The organism is Acidithiobacillus sp. TH-A67, from assembly GCF_057473545.1.
On sequence record NZ_JBYCKU010000053.1, the window covers coordinates 19,636 to 31,732 of the forward strand.

13 protein-coding genes are annotated in these 12,097 nt (G+C 56.0%); 7 read left to right on the top strand and 6 right to left on the bottom strand.

Annotated features, from left to right (window positions below; genetic code table 11):
* Positions 1–54: 54 nt before the first annotated feature.
* Both AC2VNM_RS08250 and AC2VNM_RS08255 read right to left on the bottom strand, forming a co-directional pair.
* Positions 55–384 carry a ribulose bisphosphate carboxylase small subunit gene (locus AC2VNM_RS08250; RefSeq protein ID WP_215871695.1) on the bottom strand — a complete coding sequence of 110 codons (330 nt, stop codon included), beginning with the start codon at positions 382–384 and terminating at the stop codon, positions 55–57.
* 39 nt (positions 385–423) lie between these two features.
* A complete protein-coding gene (locus AC2VNM_RS08255) occupies positions 424–1,842 on the bottom strand; it encodes a form I ribulose bisphosphate carboxylase large subunit (protein ID WP_483165775.1) in 1,419 nt (472 codons plus the stop codon).
* A 128-nt stretch (positions 1,843–1,970) separates the two neighbouring features.
* On the opposite strand from AC2VNM_RS08255, the gene AC2VNM_RS08260 reads away from it, so the two are divergent.
* A complete protein-coding gene (locus AC2VNM_RS08260; RefSeq protein WP_483165776.1) occupies positions 1,971–2,885 on the top strand; it encodes a LysR substrate-binding domain-containing protein in 915 nt (304 codons plus the stop codon).
* On the opposite strand, the gene AC2VNM_RS08265 is transcribed toward AC2VNM_RS08260, so the two are convergent.
* From AC2VNM_RS08265 to AC2VNM_RS08280, 4 genes are read right to left on the bottom strand one after another with little or no spacing between them, the layout of a single operon-like run.
* A complete protein-coding gene (locus AC2VNM_RS08265) occupies positions 2,817–3,512 on the bottom strand; it encodes an HAD family hydrolase (protein ID WP_483189500.1) in 696 nt (231 codons plus the stop codon). The genes AC2VNM_RS08260 and AC2VNM_RS08265 overlap by 69 nt on opposite strands.
* Positions 3,509–4,513, bottom strand: coding sequence for a tRNA dihydrouridine(20/20a) synthase DusA (gene dusA / locus AC2VNM_RS08270; RefSeq protein ID WP_483165778.1), 1,005 nt, complete (start codon positions 4,511–4,513; stop codon positions 3,509–3,511). Before dusA ends, AC2VNM_RS08265 begins: the two co-directional genes overlap by 4 nt.
* Complete coding sequence (locus tag AC2VNM_RS08275) at positions 4,510–5,172, bottom strand: YidH family protein (RefSeq protein WP_483165779.1); 663 nt, start codon at positions 5,170–5,172, stop codon at positions 4,510–4,512. The genes dusA and AC2VNM_RS08275 overlap by 4 nt, the downstream gene beginning before the upstream one ends.
* Before the next feature lie 55 nt (positions 5,173–5,227).
* Positions 5,228–5,830 (bottom strand): peroxiredoxin, encoded by a 603-nt coding sequence (locus AC2VNM_RS08280; RefSeq protein ID WP_483165780.1) that lies wholly within the window; start codon positions 5,828–5,830, stop codon positions 5,228–5,230.
* A gap of 130 nt (positions 5,831–5,960) precedes the next feature.
* Between AC2VNM_RS08280 and AC2VNM_RS08285 the strand changes: the two genes are divergently transcribed.
* The 6 genes from AC2VNM_RS08285 to AC2VNM_RS08310 all read left to right on the top strand — a co-directional run bounded on the left by AC2VNM_RS08285 (position 5,961) and on the right by AC2VNM_RS08310 (position 11,866).
* A complete protein-coding gene (locus AC2VNM_RS08285; protein ID WP_483165781.1) occupies positions 5,961–6,323 on the top strand; it encodes a DsrE family protein in 363 nt (120 codons plus the stop codon).
* Positions 6,324–6,417: 94 nt separating this feature from the next.
* A complete protein-coding gene (locus AC2VNM_RS08290; RefSeq protein ID WP_483165782.1) occupies positions 6,418–7,662 on the top strand; it encodes an FAD-dependent monooxygenase in 1,245 nt (414 codons plus the stop codon).
* A complete protein-coding gene (locus AC2VNM_RS08295) occupies positions 7,652–8,833 on the top strand; it encodes an FAD-dependent monooxygenase (RefSeq protein WP_483165783.1) in 1,182 nt (393 codons plus the stop codon). Before AC2VNM_RS08290 ends, AC2VNM_RS08295 begins: the two co-directional genes overlap by 11 nt.
* Positions 8,834–8,843: 10 nt before the next feature.
* The gene (locus tag AC2VNM_RS08300) at positions 8,844–9,092 is read left to right on the top strand and encodes an accessory factor UbiK family protein (protein ID WP_483165784.1); all 249 of its coding nucleotides are present in this window, start codon (positions 8,844–8,846) and stop codon (positions 9,090–9,092) included.
* A 5-nt stretch (positions 9,093–9,097) separates the two neighbouring features.
* Positions 9,098–9,961: a YifB family Mg chelatase-like AAA ATPase gene (locus AC2VNM_RS08305; protein ID WP_486913127.1), complete on the top strand. Its 864-nt coding sequence runs from the start codon at positions 9,098–9,100 to the stop codon at positions 9,959–9,961.
* A gap of 375 nt (positions 9,962–10,336) precedes the next feature.
* Positions 10,337–11,866 carry a hypothetical protein gene (locus AC2VNM_RS08310; RefSeq protein ID WP_486913128.1) on the top strand — a complete coding sequence of 510 codons (1,530 nt, stop codon included), beginning with the start codon at positions 10,337–10,339 and terminating at the stop codon, positions 11,864–11,866.
* Positions 11,867–12,097: the final 231 nt, after the last annotated feature.

Genomic DNA, 12,097 nt, shown 5'->3' on the forward strand with positions numbered 1-12,097 from the left:
TAACTTGGCACCCGGCATGCTTGCCAGGTGCCAATGATCGATCTGTTCGGCTTACTAGCCGCGATACACTACGAAGGCCAGACCCTGACTCTGGGTATAGTTGTCGTAGCCGATCAAACGAACGAGATGCTTGGGGTACTCGCGGCGGCAAGCCTCGAGCTCGGCAAGAACGGTATCAACGTTCCGCTCACCAAACATGGGCAGCTTCCACATGTACCAATAGTGGTTGAAGGAACGTTCCGGCTCCACGTGTTCCACCGCCGGGTTCCAGCCCTGGGCGATGATGTACTGCACCTGCGCGCGGATCTGTTCCGCCGACATTGGCGGGAGATACGAGAAGGTCTCGTAACGCCGTACCTGCTTGTAATCTTGAACTTCAGCCATGATGGACTCCTTCCTGAAGCAAATGCATTAGCCAGAAAATCAACGGTTCTGTACGTCGAGCTTGTCGACGGTATCGAACTCGAATTTGATTTCCTTCCAGGTCTCCAGAGCGATTTTCAGCTCCGGTGAGTGGCGGGCGGCGTTGGTCAGGATTTCCTTACCTTCGCGCTCCAGCTCGACACCGCGATTGCGCGCCTCGACACAGGCTTCCAACGCTACCCGGTTGGCGGCTGCGCCGGCGGCGTTACCCCAGGGGTGCCCCAAGGTACCACCACCGAACTGCAACACCGAGTCATCACCGAAGATGTTGACCAAGGCAGGCATATGCCAAACGTGAATACCGCCAGAGGCCACTGCAAAAGCGCCGGGCATCGCGCCCCAATCCTGGTCGAAGAAGATACCGCGGCTGCGGTCTTCGGGGACATAGGATTCGCGCAAGAGGTCGATCCAGCCAAGGGTAGAGGCACGGTCGCCTTCCAATTTACCGACCACGGTACCGGTGTGCAGGTGATCACCACCCGACAGACGCAGGGCCTTGGTCAAGACCCGGAAATGGATACCATGATGCGGGTTACGGTCGATCACGGCGTGCATGGCGCGATGGATGTGCAGCAGCACACCATTCTTCCGGCACCAACGGGCCAGACCCGTGTTGGCGCAGAAGCCGCCGGTCAGGAAGTCATGCATGATGATCGGCATGCCTAGCTCTTTGGCGAACTCGGCACGCTCATACATCTCTTCCGGTGAAGGGGCGGTAACGTTCAGATAGTGGCCCTTGCGTTCACCCGTTTGCGCTTCGGCGTTGTGGATGGCGTCGGCAACGAAGAGGAAGCGGTCACGCCAGCGCATGAAGGGCTGAGAGTTGACGTTCTCGTCATCCTTGGTGAAGTCGAGGCCGCCACGCAGGGCTTCGTACACCGCACGGCCATAGTTCTTGGCCGACAGACCCAGCTTGGGCTTGATGGTACAGCCAAGCATCGGACGCCCATACTTGTCGAGCTTGTCGCGCTCTACCTGAATGCCGTGGGAGGGACCGTTACAGGTCATCACGTAAGCCAAAGGGAAACGGACATCTTCCAGACGCAGAGAGCGCACGGCCTTGAAGCCAAACACGTTACCTACCAAGGAAGTGAATACATTGACGACCGAACCTTCCTCGAAGAGATCGATGGGGTAGGCAATGAAGGCGTAGAATGCCGTGTCGTCGCCAGGCACGTCTTCGATCCGATAGGCACGGCCCTTGTAGTAGTCCATATCGGTGAGCAAGTCGGTCCACACCGTGGTCCAGGTACCGGTAGAAGATTCTGCCGCAACCGCCGCAGCCGCTTCTTCCCGATCCACGCCCGGCTGCGGCACGATCTTGAAGCACGCCAACAAATCCGAGTCCAACGGCACGTAGTCAGGAGCCCAGTACGTCTGGCGGTACTCCTTCACGCCGGCTTCATATTTACCAGCCATAGATCCCTCCTAAAGAATGTTCCAAACCAATTTGACCTGCAGATAGCCTTCCAGCCGCGAATTTACAGAAGCTTTACCGTAAGGTAAAGTAAAATATAATTAACGTTACCATATGGAGAAGTAAAACCTTGTCTGTTCGTCAGGTCACTCTACACCAATTACGTATTTTTACGGTACTGGCGCGACATCTTAGCATGAGCAAGGCAGCTGCGGAATTGCACCAGACGCCCTCGGCCTTATCACTACAGATCAAACAGTTATCAGAAAATCTCGGGGTTTCCCTTTATGAACAGGTCGGAAAAAAACTGTTTCTGACCAGTGCCGGCGAGATTGTCGCCGCAGCCGGCGGCGAGTTGCAGCGGCATCTCGAATCCCTACTCGATGAGCTGGCAGCGGAGCAGCAACTCGAACGCGGGAGACTGCGGCTATGTATCACTTCCACCGCAGAATACTTTGCCCCTCGCCTGCTCGGTGCGTTCTGTGCAGCGCACCCAGGAATCGAGGCGCATCTGGAAATCGTCAATCGCAACAGTATCCTGGAGCGCCTGCGCGAGAACCTCGATGACGTCTATATCATGGGCCAGGTGCCCGAAGAGATCGACGGGATTGCGCAACCCTTTCTGGACAATCCTATCGTCGTCATCGCCGCGGCCTCGCATCCGCTGGCTGCAGAGAGATCCATTCCCCTGGCGCGTCTGGGAAAGGAGCCCTTCATCCTGCGCGAAGCCGGGTCGGGCACACGGCTCACGGCGGAGAATTATCTTGCGGAGCAGGGCATCAAGCTCAAACCCCGCATGACCCTGAGCAGCAACGAGGCAGTCAAACAACTCGTTGCTGGCGGCCTCGGCCTCGGCATCCTGGCACGCCACACCATCAGCTCCGAACTCGCCTCGGGAGCCCTGTGCATTCTCGACGTAGAAGGCTTTCCCATCCTGCGCAAATGGCACGCGGTGCAGCGCAAAGGCAAGAGCCCCTCAGCCGTTACCCGGAGTTTTCTCGAGTTTTTGCTGCACAGTGGGCGTAATGACCGTGCTAGCGACTGATTCGGCCGACAAGGCGAGAAGGTCGCCACCCCAGCGGTTGGCCCGACAGATACACACGGGGTTTTCTGCCATGGCCAGCATCTCGCGATCTCCGCGACTGTTGCCGTAGGCGTACGCCAGTTTGTTGACACCCAAATCTTCCCGCAGGCGGCGGGCCTTTTCAGGTCCCCAACAGTTGGCGCCCTGCAAACGACCGGTAAAACGCCCGGATTCGTCCGTGGCTAGACGGGTAGCGATGACCGCATCAAATCCGACCTGCTCTGCCCAAGGGCGGGCGTAGAGTTCCAACGTTGCCGTCACCAGCACCAGACGCTGCCCCAGATCGCGGTGCTGGGCCAGACGATCCCATACGGAATCGCGCAGAAGCCGGGGCAGCACGCGATCTATGAATTCCATCGTTCCCTGCTCGAATTCTTGGGGATACCGACCCGCAAGGCTGCGTTGCAGCACCCACTCCTTGGTCTCACCATTACTGCGCCAGCCCAACGCGTAGGCGCCAAGCATCGGCAGCGAGCGCAGCAGGAGGCGAAAGGCGCGGCCCTCACCCAACACCGTGCGGTAGAAGGAGACGATGGTCTCGCCGCGGGTAAGCGTGCCATCCAGATCAAAGGCGACCCAGTCCGTCATCCGAGCTCCAGCACCACATCCTGCTGCCAGCTCTGCAAGACAAGCAGCATTCGGCGTAGCGCCACGGCAGCGGACTCAGCCGGCCGCGCCGAACCGAGCAGGCGCCGCCACGCCTTAGCCCCCGGAAGACCAGCATAAAGACCATGTAAATGACGCAGCAGACGTGGTGCCGGCAGGCGTTCGCCCCAAGCATCTACATAAGGTAAGAGCGCATTCAGTATCGCTCGCGGTTGCGGCAGATCCTGACGACGGCCCAGGGCCTGTTCGATCTGGGCGAGCAGCAGCGGCGAGTGATATGCCGCGCGCCCCAGCATGACGCCATCGACACTGGGCCAGAGGGCGAGGACCTGCTCTGCATCGCGCAACCCACCATTGAGTTCGATGCGAAAGTCCGGAAAGTCCTGCTTCAGTCGTTGCACCCAGTTCCAGCGCAGGGGCGGTATCTCGCGATTTTCCGCCGGATTGAGACCCTTCAACCAGGCATTACGCGCATGGACGATAAAATGTTTGCAGCTCCCCTGACCAATGCTGCGCACGAAATCGGCGAGGCCCTCATACTGCTCCTCTCGGTCCAGGCCGAGGCGGTGCTTGACGCTCACTGGCAGACCACTGCTCGCCATGGCATCGAGGAGCTCCCGAACGAGGAGCGGATCGCGCATCAGGCAGGCGCCAAAACGTCCTTTCTGGACACGTGGTGAGGGACAGCCGACATTGAGATTGAGCCCGGCATAGGCATACTCATCGCGCGCGATGCGGGCGGCACGTGCCATGGCCTCGGGGTCATCGCCCCCCAACTGTAAGATCAAAGGAGATTCTTGCCGATCAAAATCCAGGTAGCGGGCCGGATCCTTGCCGCGCAGGATGGCAGGGGTAGTAACCATCTCGGTGTAGAGCACGCAGCTGGGGCAGACCTGTCGCAGAAAAAAGCGACAATGCCGGTCTGTCCAATCCATCATGGGGGCGACGGACAATGTACCAGAAGAAAGGTAGACGGCGGTCATTGCCGCGCCCCACTGAGAAGCCAGAGCAAGCGCAGCATACCCACACCGACCAGAAACAGGAGCAATAGGAACACGCGATAACGCCAAACATGCGTGGCGCACTCACCCTGTCGAATGTCGTGCAAGGTGGCAAAAAGCCCCCAAGACCCCAGAGACAATAACACTACAGCAAAACCGATAAAGAGGGTGTTGGTCCCGGTCAAGCGATGGAGCAAAGGAATCGGTTGGTGCAAGAGCAGAGAAAATTTACGTAAAAAGAAATCAAATTTTGCCAGAACGAAGGCGAGCGCGAGACTGCTCAGGGCAGTGCGGGTCCACGACAGGAATGTCCTTTCGGCCGAAAAATGGACCCGGGGATCAAGCATCTCTCGCGCACTCACGCTTGGCCCCAGCGATAACGAACGTAGGTCGCGCCAGAACATAGGGATGATCAGAAAAATCGCGGCAACGGATGGAATCGTCAGCAAATGATAAAGATCGAGAAAAAAAGGCCGGAGGCGCTGGTCATGAAAAAACACCAAGGCCATGGCTGCCTTGCGTGCCAGGAGTCCAGCACCAAAGGCTACGATAATAAATTTGAGCAGCGCCAGATAACTGCGCTCCATACTGAGATAGAGACGTGGCTCGCGAACGGCAAGCAACTTTTTCCGGAGCAGCATGGCGCAATCCCACCGATCCCGCTATACCGGGATCGGTATTCTCCATCCGTTAGGGTCAGAGATCCTTGGCGTGTTCCGCCAGATAACTGGCAACCCCGGCAGGGTCGGCCTTCATTCCGGATTTGCCTTTCTCCCACTGCGCTGGGCAAACCTCTCCGTGTTCTTCGAAGAACTGTAGCGCATCGACCATACGAATCATTTCGTCGATATTGCGGCCCAATGGCAGGTCATTGACAACCTGATGGCGTACCACGCCATCCCGGTCGATTAAAAACGACCCACGCAGCGCAACCGATTCGTCAAAGAGCACGTCGTAATCGCGGGCGATCTGCTTGGTCAGGTCAGCAACCATGGGCAACTGAATGTTGCCGATACCGCCCTTGTTCTCGGGGGTATTTTTCCAGGCCAGGTGGGTGAAATGGGAGTCGATGCTGCAGGAGATGACCTCGGTCTTGCGCGCATGAAACTCCGACAGGCGATGGTTGAAGGCGATGATCTCGGAGGGGCAGACGAAGGTGAAGTCAAGCGGATAGAAAAACAGTACCGCATACTTGCCCTTGATATACTGCGAAAAATGGAATTTTTCATTGATACTGTTGTCCGGCATCACCGCGGGAGCGACAAAATCCGGGGCTTTCTTACCAACGAGCACGGCCATGACATACCTCCTGATCCGGTTGAGATTGAGGTTCTAAGGATAGCCCAGACGCCTGCGACTGTCTCTACTTCATCAGAATCTGGAATTGTACTAAACTGAAACCGACCCACTGATGACGGAGCAAACACCCATGGCACATTTTTTTGTCAACATTACCCACGCCGGCAATGACCTCGACCGCGCCACCGTTGGTTTGGTACTCGCCAAGAACGCCCTGACGGAAGGACACGAAGTCACCCTTTTCCTATCGCTGGATGGTGTTCATCTTGCGCGCTCGGACAACTATCTGCATGGCATGCAGGAACCGACCTTTCCGCCGCTGCTGGAATTGCGCGACTTTCTGGTGCAAAACGGTGCCAAATTCTGGATTTGCGCTGGCTGCTACAAGAAGCGTGGTTTGGAAGAGGTGCACTTCATTCCTGAAGCGACGATGGCCGGTGCCGCACAGGCCATCCAGACCATGGCCTCGGGTGTCGTGCCAGTCTACTACTGATCGGTAACCGTGCCGCATCGGTGTGGGGAAGCACCGCTCGCGCCCTTCCGCATGGTGCTTGCCGCCCCAGACGCGAAGCCCTAGAGTATAGGCTATGGATTGCGATCTGCTCATCCTGGGTGATGGACCCATTGCCCACAGCCTTGTACTGGCCCTCCAGGGGTCGGCGCTTCGCATTCGCGTCATCGATACCACACCCCATTCAGTGCTTAGCAACACTGGTACGGGCCAGGATGCGTTCGCGCCGGAACGCAGTGTCGCCCTCGCTCTCGCCTCTATACGTATACTGCACGGCTTCGGGGTAGTGATTTCGGATGCCTTCAGTGGACGGATTCAGCAAGTACAGATTTCCCAAGCCCGTAGCCCGAACCGAGTAACCCTGTCCAGTGAGCTACTGCAGGCGCAGGAAGGTGTTCTCGGCAGGCTGATCCCGCTCGCCAATCTACAAGAGGCGCTGATCGCGCAGTTGCCCACAGATTCCGACGAATTCCAGCGCCTGTGCTGGGGACCGGTGACGGATTTTTCCTGGCTTCCCGACCGCGTGACTCTGGCTTGGGCCGACGGCAACAGGCTATCTGCGCGACTATTGGTGTTGGCCGATGGCGGTCATGGCAAACTGCAATCGTTGCTCGGTCTGCAACGCCGCGGCTGGGATCACAATCGCTATGCCTGCACCGCCCGCGTTGGACCGATCTCCGGCTCCACCGGTACGGCGTACGAGCATTTTCTCGAAAGTGGTCCTCTCGCCTTCCTGCCGCGCGCGGACGGGATCTTCTCTCTGGTCTGGAGTTTGTTGCCAAGCGCCGCGAGCCGCCTGATGAATGGCAGCGACGCAGCATTTTTACAGGAACTCCATCGGTACCTGCCGCCCGGTCTTTCCGGCTTTTCTCAGCTAGCCGGGCGCGCCCTCTATCCACTGCACTTTCAGCAACTCTCTGCCCCAACAAGCAGTCGAATCCTTCCTTTGGGTAACGCCGCCCAGACCCTACATCCACTGGCGGGGCAGGGGTACAATCTAGGCCTACGGGATGCCGTAACGCTGGCGGCACTGTTGCGCGAGGCCGCAACACAAGGGGTCGATCCGGGTTCCGAGACTTTGCTACGAGATTTTCAGCGAATTCGCCGGCGGGATCGCACAGAAACGATCGCCTTCACGGAAGGGATGAACCAGCTCTTCGCCCTGCCCCCCCTGCCCTGGCGACTGGGACGTGAGATCGCACTGTCGGCCCTGGAACACAACGGATGGCTGAAGAAACAGCTGGCGGCACGTCTGGCCGGCGTTGAGCTGCCAGCCGCGAGCAGCATTCCCGCCCTGGAGGTAACCCGTTTTGGCCGATGATTTCGACATCCTGATCTCCGGCGCTGGCATGGTCGGTGGTGCCTTGGGTCTGGCTCTGCAACGCCAAGGTTTTCGAACCGCCATAGCCGAGCGCCGCACCGCGCCGCAAGCCGATGCCACAGATCCCCTGCAGCGTTGCAGCCTCATCAATGCAGGGGCGACTGCCTTCCTTGCGCAACAGGAAATCGATATCGCTTCCCTCGGTACAGCGGTGCGGGGAATGCGCGTCTGGGATGCCGAACATGCTGGCAGTATTCAGCTCGACGCCGCAGACGTCGGCGAGACGGTTCTCGGCTATATCTGCGAGAACCAAAAACTAGAACAAGCACTGCGCACTGCGTTCTGCCGTGCCGGCGGTAGCCTGCTGTACGACTGCCAATGGCGGATGTCGTATAGCGATGCCGAAGGAATTGAGCTGGAGGATCAGGGGGGCACCGGCTATCGCGGGCGTCTGCTGGCGATTGCCGAGGGGCGGCAGTCCAGATTGCGTCAACAGATCTTTCAGTCCAGCATCTATCGCGCGGACTATCAGCAGGAAGCGATCGTTGCCACCGTGCAGATCGAGCGACCGCATAGCGGCATCGCCTATCAGCGCTTTTTGCCAAGCGGGCCGCTCGCCCTCCTCCCCTTTGCCGACAACGCCCAGGGTCAGGCCCAGGCCAGCCTGGTCTGGAGTGCGCGCAACCTTAGCGCACGACAGCTCTTTGCCATGGACGACGCAGAATTCCTGTGTCGCTTGCAAGATGCCTTTGGACCGCAGCTCGGAAGGCTCCTCGACATCGGCAAACGGGGGAAATTCCCGTTGAGCGCCCTGCATGTCAATCGCTACGTGCAGGATCGCGTCGTCTTGATCGGTGACAGCGCGCATGGTGTCCATCCGTTGGCAGGGCTCGGCGTGAATCTCGGCTTTCGCGATGTCGCCGCGCTCACTCAGCTTATTGGCGACAAGGTCCAGAAACGCGAGGATTTCGGTCGCCGCGAAGCTCTGGTGTTGTATCAACGGCAGCGGCGCCCCGACAATCTGCTGACGGTCTTTGCCTGCGGTGGCCTGAATCATCTATTCTCGAATCGCAGTGGCGCCTTGGCGCGGCTGCGTGATTTGGGGCTCTGGGGTACCAGTATGACGCCTCCACTCAAACGTTTTTTCATCCGCCAAGCCATGGGCCTGTAAGGAGAGCACGATGCAACACCGAATTGCCGACGATATTGCCGCCGCCATCGGCGACGCGGTGGCCCGCTTCGGGTCGGTCAAGGAAGACCTGGATAAGCAGCTAAAGACCATCATCAGCAACGCCTTAGATCGTCTCGATCTGGTTACCCGCGAGGAATTCGAGATCCAGCAAGAGCTGAATACCCGCCTCGCGGCACGGGTCGCGGCCCTTGAGGCCCGTCTCGATAAAATAGTGGGGCCAGAGCAGAGCGAAGGCTGAACTCCATGGCCTTGGCGCTGGTGCGCAGCCGCGCGCCTATAGGCATCCAGGCCGCGGAGGTCATGGTCGAATGCGACCTGGGGCCGGGCTTGCCCACCTTTGCCATCGTGGGCTTGCCGGAAGCGGCGGTGCGCGAATCCCGCGATCGAGTACGCGCCGCCATTCAGAACAGTGGCCTGGACTTTCCGGCGCGGCGCATCATTGTCAACCTTGCACCAGCCGATCTGCCCAAGGAAGGCGGACGATTCGACCTGCCCATCGCCCTCGGCATTCTCCGTGCGAGTGGGCAGTTGCCGCAGTCTACCCTGGAAGATCTCGAATGTATTGGCGAACTTGCATTGGACGGCAGCCTGCGCAAGGTCCCCGGAATTCTTGCCTGTGCCCTCGCTGCACAGGAGGCGGGTCACCGCCTGGCCCTCCCCTGGGATACCGTAAGTGAGGCAAGCCTGGCAGGGAAGTGCCGGCTTCTGCCAGCGCAGAGCCTGGCACAGCTGGTGGCAATTTTACGCGGCGAGCAAGCGATTCCCGACGTGCCGCCGCCTGCGCTCGCGTCTGATCTGCCGATCGATGGCGGAGATCTTGCGGACGTTCGTGGTCAGGAGCAGGCCAAACGGGCTCTGATCATTGCCGCCACGGGCGGGCACCATCTGTTGTTTTCCGGTCCACCCGGCACCGGCAAAAGCATGCTGGCCGCCCGCCTACCCAGCCTGCTTTCACCTTTGCGCGACGAGGAAGCACTGGAAGTCGCGTCCATCCACAGTTTGCATGGGCTGTTCGATCCGGCCACCTGGCGACGCCGCCCCTATCGCAGCCCACACCACAGCGTGTCTGCGGCGGCCCTCGTAGGTGGCGGTTGTGACTTCCACTAATTGTTGCTACATTCTACCAATTGATGCTACACGAATTCTAGCCACCCGAAATAAGGGTGCACTGGGAATTACGCTTTTTGGCGAGAGGCAGAAATACAGCAAGTGCGCAAATTCGAATTCGAATCAGTAGAGTGCCAATCCGCACCATTTTCGCTTCGCTCGCTCGCCGGCAACCCCCTAGGCCATCGGCACCTGGCAGTAATGTGGTATGGGGCGCTACATAGAAACACGCATGACCCTTCCCAACCACTAGCCACAGTGTTACTCCATGACGTGCGAGATAACAAACTCATCGGGCAGTTCCGCTGCACTAGGGTATCTGCACTCAGTTTAGGACTTTTGCCTATAGGATCTGTTTGGCACGACGGAAAGATCGTGGCCAAAGCAAAGCTCGCGACAAAACGCTTTGAGGTTGATTTTTCAGCCAATGGTTGGGAGCATTATTGTCTCAAAGGTGATGATAATCCGCTTATACCAGCGTCAGTTTACCCTCTATTTAACCCATGCCGAGATGAAATTGCAGACGCGTGGATGCTTCGCTTCCATTTGGCCGATGGCGACACATTAGTAATACCTTCACTGGAATTCTTTACACGCTGTTATGGAAGTTCAAGGTTGAGGCGCACTCTCTTGACATCGCTATGGGATGAAATCGATGGCAAATTGTTCAAACAATTATATGAAATACCACCACCAGAAGAGAACGATGAATGGAGAACTTACCCAGCAACCCCTTATATAGACTCCGATGTTCCCCTGATTTCACACATTAAGCACGACCAATACGCAAAATTGCAAGTAAAGCAGATCATGTCACAAATTCTATCACGCGATCCGAATCACCGCTTATTCTTAAAGGTGGCTCCTTGGACAAATCATAAAGGAAAGATTGAAGTTTCCGGGTTTTACATTAAAATAACAAAAACTTTTGTTTGCATGAACATTATTGGCATAGGATTAAGTGCTCATCCAAAGTATGTCATCTATCGGACTAGATCATCCATAAAGAACTCAGAATATGAAACAGAAACTAATTCAATTATAAAAATTACAGCGCAGACGAACTATACCAACCCTGAATTGATTGACGACGAATCACCATCTCAAGACCGCGGGTTAACAAAACTACAGGAACCACCTCTCCTTTGGATTGATGAGGAGCCTATATTAACTCGCCATATCGACCAAGATCCTGCCAACAAAAAATTACAAAAAAATAAAAGGCAAAATATGACTACCATAACAGACGTTGCACCACATTCTCATAAGGTGTCTGCTGGCACAGCTTATGGACGAAATAAAGACGTCTTAGAAGGTCTTACGCATAGTGACCAAGAGGTAAAATTCATCGATCAGATATGGAATATGTGGGAATCGTTAACCAACTATGCAAAAGATCACCCAGATATTATTTGCGGCATATATCATTACACTATTGGTATAGGATTCCGAGACATTGGATACCCACAACTAATAAACTTTCCGTTAACGTATAATGATCATGACACAGAAGTGGACAGCAATAACAAACTCATTAATTCCAAAAGATATGGTGTGAAACGCTTTCCTATTGTATATGGTAATCCACCAAAACGACGCGGTTTTCTATTATTAAAGGTTGTCTTAAAGAACAATCATTTTTACATCATAGAAATACAACAGAGATACAATACCACAAGCGAGCATTTTGCAGGCTTGGCCTTCCAGAAGGAAGTTGAGGGAGATTTCGAAAAATTTTTATTTTTTCTTCTCGAGAAAATAAAATTAGCCAACGGTCATGTTACAGAGTTGGCAAAGAGATGGAAAGGTGGCAAAGCTTTTGCTTACCGGCACAAGACATCACAAACGGCAAACTTCACATTCGAGAATGTTGTACAAACCATTCTACTGCATCTGTCAAAATAACGACCTGCTTTCAAGCTGCGGAGAATTTCATCATTCGTTTACTACATTAGTGTAGATCGAAAATGCTATTGTCTTATAGATACAGCATGTTACAATAACGCTAGCATTTGAAGTTACGGTTCTCCTGCACCAGCTTTCTCTCTTTCTATACCATTTCCTGGCTTCTGTGACGAATATCCAATGAAACTATGGATATTTAACCTGTTTGGTATTCCTATGGGAAATCTTCGC